This window comes from Rhodococcus (subgen. Prescottella) equi (genome assembly GCF_003013675.1).
GTDB lineage: Bacteria > Actinomycetota > Actinomycetes > Mycobacteriales > Mycobacteriaceae > Prescottella > Prescottella equi.
Genome location: NZ_CP027793.1, coordinates 279,030 through 295,793, shown reverse-complemented (window position 1 = coordinate 295,793; position 16,764 = coordinate 279,030). Strand labels below are relative to the sequence as shown.

At 68.8% G+C, this 16,764-nt stretch carries 16 protein-coding genes and 1 tRNA gene; 7 read left to right on the top strand and 10 right to left on the bottom strand.

Features of this window, described 5'->3' with window-relative positions:
* Window positions 1–2: 2 nt before the first annotated feature.
* On the bottom strand, window positions 3–1,004 hold the full coding sequence (locus tag C7H75_RS01260) for an alpha/beta hydrolase (RefSeq protein ID WP_106850851.1): 1,002 nt from the start codon (window positions 1,002–1,004) through the stop codon (window positions 3–5).
* A 295-nt stretch (window positions 1,005–1,299) separates the two neighbouring features.
* Between C7H75_RS01260 and C7H75_RS01255 the strand changes: the two genes are divergently transcribed.
* Window positions 1,300–1,641 carry a TraR/DksA family transcriptional regulator gene (locus tag C7H75_RS01255; RefSeq protein ID WP_013414550.1) on the top strand — a complete coding sequence of 114 codons (342 nt, stop codon included), beginning with the start codon at window positions 1,300–1,302 and terminating at the stop codon, window positions 1,639–1,641.
* Between the two features lie 54 nt (window positions 1,642–1,695).
* On the opposite strand, the gene C7H75_RS01250 is transcribed toward C7H75_RS01255, so the two are convergent.
* Both C7H75_RS01250 and C7H75_RS01245 read right to left on the bottom strand, forming a co-directional pair.
* Window positions 1,696–1,785 (bottom strand) — tRNA-Ser (locus C7H75_RS01250).
* Window positions 1,786–1,827: 42 nt separating this feature from the next.
* Window positions 1,828–2,262, bottom strand: a complete 435-nt coding sequence (locus C7H75_RS01245) for a MarR family winged helix-turn-helix transcriptional regulator (RefSeq protein WP_049799583.1) — start codon at window positions 2,260–2,262, stop codon at window positions 1,828–1,830.
* A 389-nt stretch (window positions 2,263–2,651) separates the two neighbouring features.
* On the opposite strand from C7H75_RS01245, the gene C7H75_RS01240 reads away from it, so the two are divergent.
* A complete protein-coding gene (locus C7H75_RS01240; protein ID WP_005516249.1) occupies window positions 2,652–3,647 on the top strand; it encodes an NAD(P)H-quinone oxidoreductase in 996 nt (331 codons plus the stop codon).
* A 9-nt stretch (window positions 3,648–3,656) separates the two neighbouring features.
* Here C7H75_RS01240 and C7H75_RS01235 read toward each other — a convergent pair whose 3' ends face one another.
* The gene (locus tag C7H75_RS01235; RefSeq protein WP_013414548.1) at window positions 3,657–4,859 is read right to left on the bottom strand and encodes a cysteine desulfurase-like protein; all 1,203 of its coding nucleotides are present in this window, start codon (window positions 4,857–4,859) and stop codon (window positions 3,657–3,659) included.
* Between the two features lie 136 nt (window positions 4,860–4,995).
* On the opposite strand from C7H75_RS01235, the gene C7H75_RS01230 reads away from it, so the two are divergent.
* From C7H75_RS01230 to C7H75_RS01210, 5 genes are all read left to right on the top strand, one after another.
* Window positions 4,996–5,568: a bacterial proteasome activator family protein gene (locus C7H75_RS01230; RefSeq protein WP_005516251.1), complete on the top strand. Its 573-nt coding sequence runs from the start codon at window positions 4,996–4,998 to the stop codon at window positions 5,566–5,568.
* 54 nt (window positions 5,569–5,622) lie between these two features.
* On the top strand, window positions 5,623–6,504 hold the full coding sequence (gene wzm, locus C7H75_RS01225) for a galactan export ABC transporter permease subunit Wzm/RfbD (protein WP_005516253.1): 882 nt from the start codon (window positions 5,623–5,625) through the stop codon (window positions 6,502–6,504).
* 20 nt (window positions 6,505–6,524) lie between these two features.
* On the top strand, window positions 6,525–7,343 hold the full coding sequence (wzt, locus tag C7H75_RS01220; RefSeq protein ID WP_005516255.1) for a galactan export ABC transporter ATP-binding subunit Wzt/RfbE: 819 nt from the start codon (window positions 6,525–6,527) through the stop codon (window positions 7,341–7,343).
* Entirely contained in the window at window positions 7,340–8,251 is a 912-nt protein-coding gene (gene glfT1 / locus C7H75_RS01215) for a galactofuranosyltransferase GlfT1 (protein WP_005516256.1), read from the top strand. The genes wzt and glfT1 overlap by 4 nt, the downstream gene beginning before the upstream one ends.
* A 106-nt stretch (window positions 8,252–8,357) precedes the next feature.
* On the top strand, window positions 8,358–9,218 hold the full coding sequence (locus tag C7H75_RS01210; RefSeq protein WP_005516257.1) for a class I SAM-dependent methyltransferase: 861 nt from the start codon (window positions 8,358–8,360) through the stop codon (window positions 9,216–9,218).
* 12 nt (window positions 9,219–9,230) lie between these two features.
* Here the strand turns inward: C7H75_RS01210 and C7H75_RS01205 are convergent, their stop codons facing one another.
* The 6 genes from C7H75_RS01205 to rfbB form a co-directional block, all read right to left on the bottom strand.
* The gene (locus tag C7H75_RS01205; RefSeq protein ID WP_106850850.1) at window positions 9,231–11,120 is read right to left on the bottom strand and encodes a glycosyltransferase; all 1,890 of its coding nucleotides are present in this window, start codon (window positions 11,118–11,120) and stop codon (window positions 9,231–9,233) included.
* A 68-nt stretch (window positions 11,121–11,188) separates the two neighbouring features.
* Entirely contained in the window at window positions 11,189–13,435 is a 2,247-nt protein-coding gene (locus tag C7H75_RS01200) for a hypothetical protein (RefSeq protein ID WP_106850849.1), read from the bottom strand.
* An 85-nt stretch (window positions 13,436–13,520) separates the two neighbouring features.
* Window positions 13,521–13,958 (bottom strand): GtrA family protein, encoded by a 438-nt coding sequence (locus C7H75_RS01195; RefSeq protein ID WP_022593438.1) that lies wholly within the window; start codon window positions 13,956–13,958, stop codon window positions 13,521–13,523.
* Window positions 13,958–14,902, bottom strand: a complete 945-nt coding sequence (locus tag C7H75_RS01190) for a glycosyltransferase family 2 protein (RefSeq protein ID WP_005516262.1) — start codon at window positions 14,900–14,902, stop codon at window positions 13,958–13,960. Before C7H75_RS01190 ends, C7H75_RS01195 begins: the two co-directional genes overlap by 1 nt.
* A 108-nt stretch (window positions 14,903–15,010) precedes the next feature.
* Window positions 15,011–15,637: a pentapeptide repeat-containing protein gene (locus C7H75_RS01185; protein ID WP_084924784.1), complete on the bottom strand. Its 627-nt coding sequence runs from the start codon at window positions 15,635–15,637 to the stop codon at window positions 15,011–15,013.
* A 115-nt stretch (window positions 15,638–15,752) separates the two neighbouring features.
* Window positions 15,753–16,748 (bottom strand): dTDP-glucose 4,6-dehydratase, encoded by a 996-nt coding sequence (gene rfbB, locus C7H75_RS01180; RefSeq protein WP_005516265.1) that lies wholly within the window; start codon window positions 16,746–16,748, stop codon window positions 15,753–15,755.
* Between the last annotated feature and the right edge of the window lie 16 nt (window positions 16,749–16,764).

Below are 16,764 nucleotides of genomic sequence, written 5' to 3'. Positions count from 1 at the left end.
CGTCAGACTCCCAGCGCCCGGGCCAACGTCGGCCATGCCTCGTGGAGGTCGTCCTGCCAGTACGGCCACGAATGGGTTCCGTACGGGCGGAACAGGAACGTGGCCGGAATACCGAGCTGGGAGAGGCGCGCCTCGAACAGTTGGGTACACGAGTTGGAGGCCGCCTCCAGCGGTCCACCCACCACGACCTTCTCGACGGCGTCGGGCGCGCCCAGCTCGTACGGACCCGCGAGGCCGTTGCCGGTCGAGACGAAGATGTCCTTGCCGCGCAGTGTTTCCGCATTCACCGTCGGATCGTGCGCAGGCCATGCGGGGTCGCCGGACGGCCCCCACATGTTGTCGGCGTCGCCGCCCTTCGACGCGACGGTGCCCCGCACCGCCGCCTGCGATTCGACGCGGCCGGTGTCCATGCAGCCGCTCAGCGCGGCCACGCCGCGATAGAGATCGGGGTTCCGGGTGGCGAGCGTCATCGCGCCCTGTGCGCCCATCGACAGTCCCGCGATCGCGTTGGTCCCGTTGCCGTGGAAGCGTCCGTCGACGATCGGCGGGAGTTCCTTCGTCAGAAACGTCTCCCACCGAATCGTGCCCAGCACCGGATCGTTTCTCTCCCAGTCGGTGTAATAGCTCGCCGTGCCACCGACCGGGAGCAGTACGTTGACGTTCTTGTCGGCGAAGAAGTCGACGACGTCCGTCTTCTGCGTCCAGGTGCTCTCGGTGTAGTCGGACTCGGATCCGGCGCTGACGCCGTCCAGCAGGTACAGCGACGGCCGCTCGGCGTTCCCGTCCGGATGCAGGATCTGCACCTGCACGATCTTGTCCATCGCCGGCGAGAACACGAACAGTGCGGTGCGCCGGTCGTCGATCCTCACCACGTGGTCGACGCGCGCAGCCGCCTCGGCCACCGGCGGCGCCTGGTGGACGGGCGCGGCCTGTGCCACGACCGCCGGCCCGGACATCGACAGCGCGAGGACGACCCCCGCGACCGTCGTTGCTGCTCGACCCATCGTTCCTCCGCCCTCCCCCTGGGTATCGGTGGACACCCACGGTACGTACGGAACCGAGCCGCCGCCGGGCAACGGCCGACGGGTGGCCTACATCACTCTGAACGTCCGGAATACCCCCACAGGGGACGGCGTTGACCTGTTCGGATCGATGCGCTCCGTGTCCCCCGGGCTCAATTATCTGCCTTCGCGGAGTTCCGTTCGGCTGGAGCCGCGTTGCGCCTTTCGCCGTGAGGCGACCGAGCGCATCGGTCCGCTCTTCTTCTTCCCTGTCAGTCCTCGTGCTGGAGGTTCACCGATGTCCGCTCCGGATCACGGCGCCCGGATCGCCGCCGAACGAGCGGATACCGAACGACGCATCGAGTCCCTTTCGGCACGCTTCACCGCGATCGTCGCGGGTTCCGAGTTCACTACCGACGACGACGAACACGATCCCGAAGGCTCGACCATCGCGTTCGAGCGCGCCCAAGTGGCCGCTCTGCTCGCCGACGCACGCCGCGAACTCGAGGAACTCGACGCGGCCGTGCAACGGATCGAGGACGGCACCTACGGGGTCTGCGCCCGCTGCGGAAACCTGATCGGCGAGGCGCGGCTGGACGCCCTGCCCGGCGCCCGCACGTGCATCGGATGCGCCGGCTAGCGCTTCTCCACACCACAAAAAGGCCCCTCACCTGCGGTGCAGGCGAGGGGCTCTTGGCGGAAGCGGAGGGATTTGAACCCCCGGTGGGTTTAACGCCACGCTCGCTTTCAAGGCGAGTGCATTCGGCCGCTCTGCCACGCTTCCGTGGGGGATCCTAACCGCACGGACGGTGGCGCGTGAAACCGCTCAGCCGACGGCGCGGTCGCCGATGGCGTTGTCGACCTTGTCGAAGACGTTCGCCAGGACCCGCATCTCCTGCTTGTCGAGCAGGTTGATCAGGTAGTGGCGGACGCCGGCCAGATGCGTCGGCGCGGCCTCGGAGAGACGGCGCCGGCCCTCGTCGGTGATGACCGCGAGCACACCGCGCCCGTCCTCGACGCATTGGCTGCGCTCGACCATGCCCTCGGTTTCCATCCGGCGGATCTGGTGGGTGAGTCGGCTGCGCGACGACAGCACACCGTCGGCGAGGTCGCTCATGCGCAGCGAGCCGTCCGGCGACTCCGACAGCATCACGAGGATCCGGTACTCGGCGAGCGACATGTCGTGCGCGGACTGTAACTCCCGGTTCAGCACCGCCATCAGTTGTTGACTGCCGTCGATGAAACCGCGCCACGCGCGCATTTCCTCGGCACCGAGCCACGCCACCCCGGCACCCGTGGTTACTCGAGCATCTGCTGTCACGAATGCATCGTAGTGCTATCGGTCGTTCGACAGTGTGCAGCACACTCGCGCGAGTTTCGTGAGATTTGTCAAACCGGTCGACCCCATTCTCCGGATCCTGTTCCGCCAACGACATTCCCGACACGCGCGCATTCTTCCTGTTCGTGGACAACACTTTTCGGACGAAAAGAGGAGACCGGTTCGGTCCTCGGACGTCGGGGCTGCAGGACGACGAGTTACCTTGCCCACCACGGTTTGTCCGTTCGGAATCGAACCGCATGTCGGGCGCCGTGCCGGTGCGGGGAACACTCGCGCGGTGGGGACGGCGCGACCGGACTAGCGTCGGGGACATGTACGCGATCACAGTTTCCGAGCCCGGCGGACCCGACGTGATGTCCTGGTCCGAGGTTCCCGATCCGACGCCCGGCCGCGGCGAGGTCCTCCTCGACGTGGTCGCCACCGCCGTCAACCGCGCCGATCTGCTGCAACGGCAGGGTTTCTACCCGCCGCCGCCCGGCGCGAGCGACATCATCGGCCTCGAGTGTTCGGGAGTGATCGCGGAGATCGGCCCCGACGTGCACGGCTGGAAGGTGGGCGACCGCGTCGCCGCGCTCCTCGCCGGCGGCGGTTACGCCGAGAAGGTCACGGTTCCCGCCACTCAACTGCTGCCCGTGCCGGAGGGGCTGGACCTGCGGGCCGCGGCGTCGCTGCCGGAGGTGGCGTGCACCGTGTGGTCGAACCTGGTGATGGAGTGCGGTCTGCACGCCGGCCAGGTGCTGCTGGTCCACGGCGGCGGCGGGGGCATCGGCACCCACGCGATCCAGGTCGGTAAGGCGCTCGGTGCTCGCGTCGCCGTCACCGCCGGATCCGCCGACAAGCTCGAGCGCTGCGCCGAACTGGGCGCCGAAATCCTGATCAACTACCGCGAGGCCGACTTCGTCGAGGTGCTGCGCGAAGCCACCCGTGGCCGCGGCGCCGACATCATCCTCGACAACATGGGGGCGTCGTACCTGGATCGCAACATCGACGCGCTCGCGCCCGACGGCCAGCTGGTGATCATCGGCATGCAGGGCGGCCGCAAGGGCGAACTGGACATCGGCAAGCTGCTCGGTAAGCGTGCCCGCGTGCTCGCGACGGGCCTGCGGGGACGTCCGGAGACCGGGCCGTCGAGCAAGGCCGCCGTGATCGCCGCGGTGCGCGACAAGCTGTGGCCGCTGGTGGGCGACGGCATCGTCGTGCCCGTGGTGTCGGCGGAACTGCCGATCACCGAGGCGCCGACGGCGCACGAGCTGCTCGATTCCCCCGACACCGTCGGGAAGGTGGTCCTCACCGTCGGCGAGGACTGACGGGGCGGCTCAGCCCAGCGCCGACAGGTGCTTGACGAGCTGGTTGATCTCGTAACGGGTGGTGTACGGCGCGAGGCCTACGGTGATCGCGCCGCCCTCGTCGTTGACGCCCAGCGCGTCGAGCAGCCGGCCGCCGTTCTGGGGACCGCTCACGGTCGCGATCCGGTTGTCGGCGAGGTGCGCCGCCACCTTGTCGGCGGGTACACCGGCGACGGTGAAGCTCAGCGTCGGCACCCGGAGCGGCGACCGGCCGATCACGGTCACCTGCGGCAGCGCGTCGAGCGAGCGCAACAGATAGTCGAACAGTTGGTCGTGGTAGGCCTGCAGCGAACTGATCGACGTCTCGAGGCGCTGCCGACGGCTGCCGGTCGCGGTCTCCTCGAGCCCGGCGAGGAAGTCGATCGACGTGGTCAGCCCGGCCAGCAGCGCAAACTGGTGACCGCCGACCTCCATTCGCTCGGCGCCGCGGGCGTACGGGTTGAGCGAGACCGCCGGGATGCGGTCGAGCAGCGTCGGATCGCGGAACACCAGCGCACCGACCTGCGGGCCACCCCACGACGGCGCGCTCACCGCGATGACGTCGGCGCCCAGTTCGTTGATGTCGAGGTGCGCGTACGGCGCGGCGCCGACGGCGTCGACCACCAGCAGGCCCCCCACCTCGTGGATCCGGTCGGCCGCGACACGGACCGCGGGCGCCGAACCGACGATCGGCGATGCGGCGGTGAGCGCCATCAGCCGGGTCGTCGGCTGGATCAGTTCCGCGAACTGCCAGCTCGGCAGCTCACACGTCTCGATCTCCACCTCGGCCCAACGGACCTGCGCGCCGTAGCGGCTCGCGATCCGCAGCCACGGGGCGACGTTGGCTTCCTCGTCCAGCCGGGACAGCACCAGTCCGGTGCCCAGTCCCAACCGTGAACTGAGCGACTCCGCGAGCCACGCCAGCAGCACCGCCCGATCGGCCCCGAGCACGACACCGGCGGGATCACCGCCGACCAGATCGGCGACGGCCTCGCGTGCGGCGGCGACGATCGCCGCGCTGCGCCGGGACGACACGTGCCTCCCACCGGCCGACGACGCGGATGCGCGGAAGGCCGTCGACACGGTGCGCGACACCGCGTCGGGGATCTGCATGCCGGCCTGTGGATCGAGGTGGACCCATCCGTCGCCCAACGACGGGATCAGTCCCCGTACCCGGGCAACGTCGAAAGCCATGCCCGACACTCTAGGACCCGATGTCAACACCCTGTGATTCAGATCCGACTTTTCGGAATGCGTGCTAGCACACGACACTTTCGACACCACCAACCCGCCCTCGCCAATCCGCTACGGAACCGTACAAGATGGAGCCATGACGCAACCGGAGAACGAACGTGTGCTCGTCATCGGCCCCGACGGCCACCCCGTGCCCGTTGCCGGGCCCACCCAGGACGGGAGCGCCCAGACGGCCGCCCCCGAGGGAGCGGACGGCGACTCGCTCACCGACATGGTGGAACAGCCGGCGAAGGTGATGCGAATCGGCACCATGATCAAGCAACTGCTCGAGGAGGTGCGGGCGGCGCCTCTCGACGACGCCAGCCGCACTCGGCTGCGGGAGATCCACAAGTCGTCCGTGCGGGAACTCGAGCAGGGTCTGGCACCCGAGTTGCGGGAGGAACTCGAGCGGCTCACGCTGCCGTTCACCGACGACTCGGTGCCCACCGATGCGGAGCTGCGGATCGCGCAGGCGCAGCTCGTCGGCTGGCTCGAGGGACTGTTCCACGGCATCCAGACGGCCCTGTTCGCGCAGCAGATGGCGGCACGTGCGCAGCTCGAGCAGATGCGGCAGGGTGCGCTTCCGCCCGGCATGAGCATGGGTCCGCAGCACCGGATGCAGGTCCCGGACGACGGTCCCGCTCCCGGGGGGACCGGTCAGTACCTGTAACCCGACGCGACGGTCACGCGGGTTCTTCCGACGCGAGCGGTAGGCTCGGAACTCGTGTCAGCAGCAGCCTTGGATCACGAACCGGCGTCCGACGCCGACACCGACGTCGTCGTGTCCGATTCGCAGACGTTCCGTCGTGCGTTCAAGGACCTCCGGGACGGCTTCGCGCAGCGCGAGTTGTGGCTGAACCTGGGCTGGCAGGACATCAAGCAGCGGTACCGCCGGTCGGTGATCGGTCCGTTCTGGATCACGATCGCCACCGGCGTACAGGCCACAGCGATGGGCATCCTGTACTCGGCGCTGCTGGGGATGTCGATCAAGGAGTTCCTGCCGTACGTCACCGTCGGCCTGATCGTGTGGGCCATGATCAGCGCGTCGATCCTCGAGGGCTCCGAGGTGTTCATCGCCAACGAGGGCCTGATCAAGCAGCTGCCGTCGGCGCTGAGTGTGCACGTCTACCGACTGGTGTGGCGGCAGATCCTGTTCTTCGCCCACAACCTGCTGATCTACGTGATCATGCTGGTCGCGTTCGGGGTGTGGCGGAACCTGACCTGGCCCGATCTGGCCGCGATCCCGGCTCTCGCCCTGCTGGTGCTCAATGCGCTGTGGGTGTCGATCGTGTTCGGCATCTTCGCCACCCGCTACCGCGACATCGCACCGATCCTCGGCAGCCTGACGCTGCTGCTGTTCGTGCTCACCCCGATCTTCTGGTCCACCGAGGCCCTCAAGGCCCAGGGCGGGCAGGTCGCCGAGCGCGCGAAGATCGCCGAGCTCAATCCGCTGTTCCACTTCCTCGAGATCGTCCGCGCGCCCATGCTCGGGAAGGATCAGCAGGCCTACCACTGGTACATCGTGCTGGCCATCACCGCCGTCGGCTGGGCGATCGCGCTGTTCGCGCTGCGCAAGTACCGGGCCCGCGTGGCCTACTGGGTCTAGGGGTCCGAGGAGTAATTGACATGACCGGCAACGTGAGCATCGAGACGCGGAATGCGTGCGTCGACTTCCCGATCTTCGACGCCAAGTCGCGCTCGCTGAAGAAGGCTTTCCTCGGCAAGGCGGGCGGATCCATCGGCCGCAACGACTCCGACGTCATCGTCGTCGAGGCGCTCAAGGACATCACCCTCTCCCTCAAGGAGGGCGACCGCGTCGGACTGGTCGGCCACAACGGCGCCGGCAAGTCGACGCTGCTGCGGCTGCTGTCCGGCATCTACGAACCCACCCGTGGCAGCGCCCGCGTCCGCGGCCGCGTCGCGCCGGTGTTCGACCTCGGCGTCGGCATGGACCCGGAGATCTCCGGCTACGAGAACATCATCATCCGCGGCCTGTTCCTGGGGCAGACCCGTAAGCAGATGCTCGCGAAGATGGACGAGATCGCCGATTTCACCGAACTCGGCGAGTACCTCAGCATGCCGCTGCGCACCTACTCGACGGGCATGCGCGTGCGCGTCGCGATGGGCGTGGTCACCAGCATCGACCCCGAGATCCTGCTGCTCGACGAGGGCATCGGCGCCGTCGACGCCGAGTTCATGAAGAAGGCCCGGATCCGGCTGCAGAAGCTGGTGGAACGCTCCGGCATCCTCGTCTTCGCCAGCCACTCCAACGAGTTCCTGGCGCAGTTGTGCGACAGCGCGATGTGGATCGACCACGGCCAGGTGCGCCAGCACGGCGAGATCGAGGACGTCGTCCGCGCCTACGAGGGCGACGACGCCGCCGACCATGTCCGCCAGGTGATCGCGGACATGAAGCGAGAAGAGGACGAGGAGCGGGCGTCGTGACCGAGACGATCGGTGACACGAACAGCGAAAAGATCATCGGCGTCGTCGTCACCCACAAGCGCCGCGAGCTGCTCGCCCAGTCCCTGAAGGTGCTGGCCGGGCAGACGCGCCCCCTCGATCACCTGGTCGTCGTCGACAACGCCGACGAGGCCGACGTCCGCGAACTGGTCGAGAGCGCCGACGTCCCCACCACGTACCTGGGTTCCAAGCACAACCTCGGCGGGGCGGGCGGTTTCGCGCTCGGCATCCTGTACGCGCTGTCGCTGGGCGCGGACTGGGTGTGGCTCGCCGACGACGACGGTCGCCCCGAGGGCCCCGACGTCCTGGCGACGCTGTTCGCGTGCGCGCAGCGGCACGGCCTGGCGGAGGTCTCCCCCGTCGTGTGCGACATCGACGCCCCGGACCGGCTGGCGTTTCCGCTCCGCCGCGGCGTCGAGTGGAAGCGGCTGCGTTCCGAACTCGGCGACGACGATCTGCTGCCCGGCATCGCGTCGCTGTTCAACGGAGCGCTGTTCTCGGCCGCCGCGATCGACACCGTCGGTGTCCCGGACCTGCGCCTGTTCGTGCGCGGCGACGAGGTCGAGGTGCACCGCCGCCTGGTCCGGTCGGGGCTGCCGTTCGGCACGTGCCTGCAGACCGCCTACGTGCATCCCGACGGCGCCGACGAGTTCAAGCCGATCCTCGGCGGCCGGATGCACACGCAGTACCCGGACAACGAGACCAAACGCTTCTTCACGTACCGCAACCGCGGCTACCTCATGTCCCAGCCGGGCATGCGCCGGCTGCTGCCCCAGGAGTACGCGCGATTCGGCTGGTACTTCCTGGTGAACCGGCGCGACCCCAAGGGCTTCGTCGAGTGGATGCGCCTGCGTGGGCTGGGCCGGCGGGAGCGGTTCCAGCGCCCCTGACCCGCCGGCGACCCGACTCACCCCGAGATTCATCCCGGCAAGGTCCGTCCGACCCTGGCAGCATGAGTGCGAACTCGACGTACGCACGCGAGAGGGGTTCCCACGCATGTTCGATCGGTTCCGGAAATCGGCCAGGCTCAAGATGCAGCGGGCGGTCGCCGAGGTGGTGCGGGAGTCCGACCGCCAGGCGCGGATCGAGCACGAGAACAGACACGACCAGATACTCGCGGAGCTCACCGCACACAACGCGGAGACCCGGCGGGTCCTCGACGAGCTCGCGCAGACCCGCGGCCAGGTAGCGGCGATCAGCGAACGACTCGACGTCCTGGAACAGCGCGCCCGCCGCGACATCACGCACGCTCTCGACATCCGGGCGACAGCGGAGAGCGCACAGTTCGTGCTCGACCACATGCCGACGGCACCGGTGTTCTGGCACCCGCACGACACGCTCCGGTACGCGCTGGAGCTGGTCAAGGTCGACGGCCTGGCGCTCGAGTTCGGCGTCGCGAGCGGCACCACGCTGCGGATCGTCAGCGAGTCCCTACGCGCCACGGGGCACGACGTGTGGGGCTTCGACGTGTGGACCGGCCTGCCCGAGGCGTGGCGCACCGGCTTCCCGGCCGGCGAGTTCGCACAGGAGTCCCAGCCGACGGTGCCGGGCGCACGACTGGTGTCGGGACTGTTCGAGGACACCCTGCCCGGTTTCCTCGACGAGCATCCCGGGCCGGTCGCGTTCGCCCACCTCGACGCCGACCTGTACTCGTCGACCCGGGCGGTGCTCGACCTCCTCGAGGACCGGCTGGTGCCCGGTTCGGTCCTCGTCTTCGACGAGTACTTCAACTACCCGGGCTGGCAGAACCACGAACACCGGGCGTGGACGGAGTTCGTCGAGCGCACCGGCGTCCCGTTCGACTACCTCGCCTACACCGCGGACCACGAACAGGTCGTGGTCCGCATCCGCGAATAGGACTGCGGCGAACTACTTTCCGTAGAGCCGAGCCCAGTTCTCCCGGGCGGTCAGTTCGGGCAATGCGTCGCGGTAACGCTGCTGGACGGTCGCACCCTGCTCCCGGAACTGCTTGAGCAGCGCCGCCATCCGGGCGGTGATCTCCTTCGCGAGGTCCTTGTCGCGGCGACGGACACGCACCCCCGACTGCGAAGCATCGGTCACGACCGCGTGGTCGAAGAGCGAGACGTGCCACCAGTGCGCGTCGGCGGCGGGGATGTTCGCGATGCCGTGCTGGGTGCGCCCCAGCCACTGCATCGCGACGCGCTTCGCGAGGACCAGGTCCTCACGGGCCGAATCGGGTTCGGGGCCCGCCACCCGGGTCACCAGATCCGACGACCGGATACCGGGGACGTCGTTCGCGGGGTGCTTCACCGTCTCCGGGAACCGGGCACGTTCCTTGCGGATCGCACCGAGGACCGCCTGCCCGCCGTCCTGGAGCACGTCAGGGCCGACGAGGAAGTCCTCGATACCGCGCAACGTGGTGTGCGCCAGGCCGTACTGCATCGACACCAGGTACTGGCTGATCTCCCGGCCGAGGGTCACGCTCAAGGACTTCGTGTCGAAGTCGCTGTGCAGGGCCGCGACGATGAGCGAGTTGCGCACACTGAAGTACTTGGCCCAGTCGTCCCGATCCTTCCAGTGGAAGTCCGCATGCCACACACCGGCGTTCGGGAGGGTCACGGTGACGAAACCTGCTGCGCGGGCGCGGATTCCGTACTCGATGTCGTCCCACTGGAAGAACATCGGAATCGGCAGTCCGATGCGCGAGACCACCTCGGCGGGGATCAGGCAGGACCACCACGCGTTGTACCCGGCGTCGACGCGCTTCTCCTGACGCTTCTTGATCAGGTTGGCGTCGTGCAGCGAATTCGCCGCCCAGCGGCCGGCACGCAGCTTCCCCAGATCCGCTTCCTCGGCACTCACGTGCAGGTTCTGCGGATTCATCAGATAGAGCATCTGGGCACCGACGAGGGTCGGCTCCGTCGTCACGTTCGCGAACGCATTCATCCGCAGCACCGTCTCCGGCTCGCACAGGATGTCGTCGTCCATCAGGATGACGTTGGCGTGTTCGTTGACGGCCGTCACCTCGTACATGCCGCGGGTGAAGCCGCCCGCCCCACCGAGATTGGGCTGTCGGAGATAGACGAGCTTGTCGCCCAGCTTGTCCGCCGTGGCGGCGAACGACTCACGCTCGGACACGTGGTCGGTGCCCTGATCGACGACGTAGACGGCGTCGATCCCGGCGCACATCTGCTCGTCGCCGGCGATGGCGGCAACCGTGTCCGCGCAATCCTGCGCACGATTGAACGTGCAGATGGCGATCGCGGCGGGCCGGATGACGGCGGGCGCCGGCACGGTCCACTCACACTCGCGGACGCCCAGCGGACCGTCCACCGCCCGGAATTCGAGCCACAGCGAGCCACCGTCGAGGAACATGTCGAGCTTCGCGGACAGACGCGCCGTTCCCGCCCCGTCCACCTCGACGGTCGCGATGGTCCGGGTGTTGCCGCCCGAGTCGGATCCCCGCAGCAACGCCAGCGAGACACCGGCGGCGTCGTACGCGAACGACACCTCGACCTCGGTGACCGTGGTCCATCGCTGGTAGTAGCTGGCCGCGAAACGCCCGAAGTAGGTGTCGGTGTCGACGACCGCACCCTTGTCCAGCCGCAGCTCGAAACGCTCCCGATGCGCCGACCCCGACGTGATGGAGGCGTAGAGCTCGTCCTTCACCCGGGGCGTCGGTCCTGTGAAGACGCCTCGCTGCACCACCAGTCGACCCGACGCCGGATGCTCGTGGAGGGCGCTGCGAACAGCTGCCGTGCTCCCGTCCACAGGTACCACCGACGCCGACTCGCTCATCCCGCTCCTACATGTACATTCCCACGACTGTTCCGGTCCGGACCCGGCCGTTCCGTCGCTCGAGGGTATCAAGCGGCGTCCGACGGCTCCGGACTCGCGGACCGCCGCCGGGGACGTACGTACCAGAGAATTGTCTGCACCAGCACGACGGCGAACGCGCCCAGAGCTGCGGCGACGCCGAACCTCAGTCCCGGCGACCGGTACTCGACGACCAGGGTGTGCTCCCCCGCCGGCACGTCCACCGCGAGCAACCCGGCGGGGCCGTCGGACGGATCGACACTTCGGCCGTCCACGGCCGCGGTGTAGCCCGGCCACGCCAGCCGCGCGAACACGATGTGTCCCGGCTCGTCGGCCGAGAACCGGATCTCCGCGCGGGCCGGCGCCGAAGACTCCGCGGTCACCTCGACCCCCGGGGACGCCCACGTGACCCGCCCGGCCTCCGGCAGAACGACGTCGCGGACCCACACGACCCGGACCGGGGTGTCGTAGGCGACGTGCCAGCCGGGCGGAGGGTCACCGGCCGCGACCTCGGGAAGCAGCGCCCGCTGCAACACCAGAGTCGAGACGCCCATGACGTCGATCAACGGGGCGGGCGTCCGATCGTCGGCCGACTGCCAGAGCCGGTCGTAGGCCGCGGCGCAGGTGGCGCCCCGATAGTCCATGCACAGTTCTTCGGCGAACTCGGCGAACCCCATGCCGGTGTAGCTGGCGATCGCCTCGACGCCCGCGGCGCGCGGCAGATTGCCGAACAGGATCTCGCCGTTGCGGGCGTCCTCCGGTCCGGTGCGGTCCAGCGCGGCCAGTTGCAGCACGGTGCCGCGATAACCGGAGGTGCCCGCGGCGACCCGCGGGAGATCGAAGGCCGGCGCCGCCGTCGCCGGTGCCGGCGGCTGGTCCGGTTTCGGGGCCGGTGCGGGCAGCAGACTCGACTGCAGGAACAGGACTGCGGCGGTACCGACGACGGCCACGGACGCCGCCGCTGCGGCGCCGGCCCGCCGGAACGCGACCAGCAGCGCCGTGACCAGCAGGGCCGTGACGGCCAGTCCGAGCAGATGGGTCGAGGTTTCGTCCGGACGCACGGCCCAGGACAGGTACGCGCCCGCGGCGACGATCACCGCGGTCGTGACGGCCCGGCGTCGCACGTGGTCACGGGCCAGGCCCGACGAGAGCCCGAGGGCCAGCAGTATGGCGCCCGCGAGATAGAGGTACTCGACCAACCGCACCGGCCAGCGGAACAACCACACGTTCGACGGCGCGAGCGTCGCCACCAGATAGAAGCCGCCGACGACGAAGACACTGACCGCGCCCACCGTGCGGGCCCGCAGCTCCCGCCACCGGATCCACGGCAGCAGGGGCAGCGCGAACCACACGAAATACGTGGTCGGGTTGGCCTCGAGACGGCCACCGGCCCACGTCGACATCGAGGGCAGGTAGGTGGGCGAACTGCTCGCGGCGATGTCACCGAGGTCCGGCACCAGGAAGGTGTCGTTCGCGATGGCCGCCAGGGAGTCCCGGGTCGTGACGTCGCTACTGCCGAGCAGCGGCAGGAACACCAGCAGCGCCGTCGCACCCACACACGCGCCCATCACCGCGACCTGCACCAGGCGCCCGTAACCCCGGGCGAGCAGCAGTTCGATGCCGACGGCGGCGAGCACGACGATCGCGCCCAGCGTCGCGTACGGGTTTCCGGTGGTCATCGCGAGGAACCCGAACAGGAACGGCACCAGCGGATTGGTGCCGCCCCGCGAGAAGCGGCGGGTCGCCCACCAGAAGTGCGTGATCCACGTGAACGCCATCAGCCCGGCCGGCCACCCCGACGCTTCGTACCACAGGGTGAAACCGGAGACCGGGACGGCGACGGCCACCATGATCGCTGCGCTGCGACGCGCGCCGTACTCACGTGCGAGCAGGAAGACACCGGCCGCCAGGATCGCGAGGATCTCGATCATCACCACGAACGCGGCCAGAGACAGGTTGTCGAACCGCGACACGAGGAGGAAGTTCGCCCAGTTGAGCGGGTTCCAGATACCGTCCAACCCCTCGGCGGCGTAGTTGCCGCCCATCCAGCCGGACGGGTCCATCGTCGGCCACTGGCGGTCGCGCAGGCTCTCGCCGAACATGTGCCACATGGGCGCGAACTGCTCGTGCTGGTCGCCGACGTAGAAGAAGAAGCTTCCCCGCCACTGGGCGATGGAGGCGACCACCGCGGTGACGAGTCCGACGCCGATCGCGACGGCCCAGTCCGGTAAGCGGTCGTTCAGCCGCCGAAGGCCCGTCGCCCGCCCGCCGTCCACCGTGCTCCTCTGCGTCGTCACTGCCGTCACTGGTTCGTACCCCTCACAGACATCCGGGCGAGCATAAGTCAGTGACGAGCGGGTTCCGGAATCGTCGGGGACCGCGTCAGTGGCGCTCGGTCGGGCTTCCGGCCGAGTTCGCGCCGGGACCGTCGGCTGTCTCGACCACCGTCACCGTCGACGCCGGCTGATGCGTGAGGATGCGGCGCGACAGCAGGAAGGTGACCGGGATGGCCGCGACCGCAGCGATGAGCGGGGCGATCCGGTCGTCCACGCCGAGGAACGTCACGAGCAGCACCATGCCGACCGTCGTCACGATGTAGTTGGTGGCGTTGGTCAGCGGGAACAGCGCGAACTTGCGCCACGTCGGCCGCGTCCTGAACGTCCAGTAGCAGTTCAGGAAGAACGAGCCGACCATCGAGATCGCAATCGCGAGCAGGTGCGCGGCCAGGTACGGCATCACCGTGTTGAACACGAGATACAGCGCGTAGTAGACGCCGGTGTTGACGACCCCGACCACCCCGAACCGCAGGATGTGCCGCATCACTGCGACTCCACCTCACGGCCGCCCGGCTCGGTCTCGGCGACCAGGAAGTGCGGTCGCCGCTTGGTCTCGTAGTAGATCCGCCCCACGTACTCGCCGATGATGCCGAGGAACAGCAGTTGCAGACCACCCATACCGGTGATCGCGGCGATCAGCGTGACGTAGCCGGGCGCGGTGACACCGTGCACCAGGGCGGCGATGACCAGTGCGACGACGTACACGAACGAGACCGCCGTGACGACCGCGCCCAGGTAGACCGCGAGCCGCAGCGGCGCGTTGTTGAACGACATGATGCCGTCGATGCCGTAGTTGAGCAGTCTCCGGAAGCTCCACTTGCTCTCACCACCGCCCTGACGTGCGACGTTGTGGTAGTCCACGGTCGCAGTGGGGAATCCGATCCACGAGAACATGCCCTTGGAGAACCGGTTGTACTCGCGCATCTGCAGCAGAGCGTCGACCGCGCGGCGGCTCAGCAAGCGGAAGTCGCCGGCGCCGTCCTCCATGTTCACGTCGACCAGCGAGTTGACGAGCCGGTAGTACAGCCGCGACACCAGGGTGCGGCCGAACGCGTCCCCTTCCCGGGTGCGCCGGGCGATCACCTGGTCGTACCCCTCGCCGTGCAGGCGCAGCATGTCGAGCAGCAGATGCGGGGGATGCTGCAGATCGGCGTCCATGATCACGACGGCGTCGCCGCGTGCGTATCGGAGCCCGGCCAGCATCGCCGCTTCCTTGCCGAAATTGCGGCTGAAGCTGATGAAACGGCAACGGGGATCGCGCGCGTTGATCTCGCGCATCAGCCGGACGGTGTCGTCCCGGCTGCCGTCGTCCACGAGAACGAGTTCCGCCTCGACGTCCGCGTCCTCGAGGGTGTCGAGAACCTGCCGGACGAGCTCCTCGAGAACACTCTCTTCGTTGTGGCACGGCACCACGACGGACAACAGCATTCGACAATCTCCTCGATAAACCCACGCACCCTGCGAGGCCGCCGCCGCAGGTACGCCGGGCACCCCCAGCTTAGGGGGTTACCGCGCGCGGGTCCCTGCGCCCCGATGTCAGCTCAGCGTGCCGATCCCGAGCGAACCCGCGGCGATCGACCCGATGCCGGTCTTGAGGGAGCCGTAGGTGAACGACCCCGTGTTCGCGGACCCGAGGTTGCCTGAGCCGGTGTTCGCCGACCCCACGTTGCCGGAGCCGGTGTTCGCGGACCCGACGTTGCCGGAGCCGGTGTTCGCCGATCCGACGTTGTTGGACCCGGTGTTGGCCCACCCGAGGTTGAAGGAGCCGGTGTTGTCGGGGCCGATGTTGTTCCAGTCGATGCTGCTCGCGGCGAGCAGGCCCAGGCTGCCGAGTCCGGCGGCGACAGCCGAACCGATGGCGCCGGCCTGGATCTCGGCGGGTCCGACGTAGCCGACGCCGACCGCATCCTGGCACGGCACGGGAAGTTCGAGGCCCGGCGCGACGGTGGCCGTGGCGTTGGCCAGCAGTCCCTCCACCCGGAACGGCGCGCAGGCCGGCGCGCCCGCGACCGGGTCGGCGGCGGCGGTGCCGGCGGAGCCCAGGGCCACCGCCCCGAGCGCGGATGCGACCACGAGTGCCCGGCACGCACGACGCCGGCGGGCAGTGCTGTTCGGTGCGGCAGTGTTGTTCGGTGCGGCAGTGTTCTTCGGTCCGGCCCGCATACGAGCGCCCCCTCCGGTTCGTCCCCTGAGCGACAGATCCCGACGCGAATGCTGGTGACGCTACCGCGTGACGTCCGTCGCCGTGGCCGGATCGACGGCTTCGCGCAGGCTGCGGCTACTGCCCGGTGCGCGCGTATCCGGCCTCGGTCGCGGCCTTTGCCGGACGCCACCACTCGGGGTGCTCGCGGTACCACTGCACGGTCGCTTCGAGACCGCTGCGGAAGTCCCGGTAGCGCGGCTCCCACCCCAGCTCGGTGCGCAGCCGAGTCGAATCGATCGCGTACCGCAGGTCGTGGCCGGGCCGGTCCGGGACGAAGTCGAAGTCGTCGGCGGATCGCCCGAAGATCTCGAGCAGCATCGCGATGACGGTGCGGTTGTCGACCTCGCCGTCCGCACCGATCAGGTACGTCTCCCCGATCCGCCCCTTCTCGAGGACGGTCCACACGGCGCGGTTGTGGTCGTCGACGTGGATCCAGTCGCGCACATTGCGGCCCTGCCCGTAGAGCTTGGGGCGGACGCCGTCGAGCAGGTTGGTGATCTGCCGCGGAATGAACTTCTCCACGTGCTGGAAGGGGCCGTAGTTGTTGGAGCAGTTCGACAGCGTCGCCCGGATCCCGAACGATCGCGTCCAGGCCCGCACCAGCATGTCGCTCGACGCCTTCGTCGACGAGTAGGGACTGGACGGGTTGTAGGCGGTGGCCTCGGTGAAGCGCCCCGGATCGCCCAGCTCGAGGTCGCCGTACACCTCGTCGGTCGAGATGTGGTGGTAGCGGACGTCGTGGTCCCGCACGGCCTGCAGCAGCGTGAACGTGCCCACGACGTTGGTCCGCACGAACGGCCAGGGGTCGGCCAGCGAGTTGTCGTTGTGCGACTCGGCCGCGAAATGCACGACGGCGTCGGAATCGGCCACCAGGCGGTTGACGGTGTCGGCGTCGGCGATGTCGCCGTGCACGAAGTCGATCCGATCGGCGACCGCGTCGAGCGAGGCCCGGTTGCCGGCGTACGTCAGCGCGTCGAGGACCGTGACCCGGACGTCGGGCCGTTCCGCGACGGTCTGGTGGACGAAGTTGGCACCGATGAACCCGGCGCCACCGGTGACGAGCAGCCTCATACCGGGGAGACTACCG

Coding starts and splice junctions, on each gene's coding strand:
- C7H75_RS01190 (WP_005516262.1), bottom strand. CDS start 14,902: ATGCTGTTGTCCGTCGTGGTGCCGTGCCACAACGAAGAGAGTGTTCTC.
- C7H75_RS01205 (WP_106850850.1), bottom strand. CDS start 11,120: ATGAGCGAGTCGGCGTCGGTGGTACCTGTGGACGGGAGCACGGCAGCT.
- C7H75_RS01260 (WP_106850851.1), bottom strand. CDS start 1,004: ATGGGTCGAGCAGCAACGACGGTCGCGGGGGTCGTCCTCGCGCTGTCG.
- rfbB (WP_005516265.1), bottom strand. CDS start 16,748: ATGAGGCTGCTCGTCACCGGTGGCGCCGGGTTCATCGGTGCCAACTTC.
- C7H75_RS01240 (WP_005516249.1), top strand. CDS start 2,652: ATGTACGCGATCACAGTTTCCGAGCCCGGCGGACCCGACGTGATGTCC.
- C7H75_RS01235 (WP_013414548.1), bottom strand. CDS start 4,859: ATGGCTTTCGACGTTGCCCGGGTACGGGGACTGATCCCGTCGTTGGGC.
- C7H75_RS01195 (WP_022593438.1), bottom strand. CDS start 13,958: ATGCGGCACATCCTGCGGTTCGGGGTGGTCGGGGTCGTCAACACCGGC.
- C7H75_RS01185 (WP_084924784.1), bottom strand. CDS start 15,637: ATGCGGGCCGGACCGAAGAACACTGCCGCACCGAACAACACTGCCGCA.
- C7H75_RS01245 (WP_049799583.1), bottom strand. CDS start 2,262: ATGCGCGCGTGGCGCGGTTTCATCGACGGCAGTCAACAACTGATGGCG.
- C7H75_RS01255 (WP_013414550.1), top strand. CDS start 1,300: ATGTCCGCTCCGGATCACGGCGCCCGGATCGCCGCCGAACGAGCGGAT.
- wzt (WP_005516255.1), top strand. CDS start 6,525: ATGACCGGCAACGTGAGCATCGAGACGCGGAATGCGTGCGTCGACTTC.
- C7H75_RS01230 (WP_005516251.1), top strand. CDS start 4,996: ATGACGCAACCGGAGAACGAACGTGTGCTCGTCATCGGCCCCGACGGC.
- C7H75_RS01210 (WP_005516257.1), top strand. CDS start 8,358: ATGTTCGATCGGTTCCGGAAATCGGCCAGGCTCAAGATGCAGCGGGCG.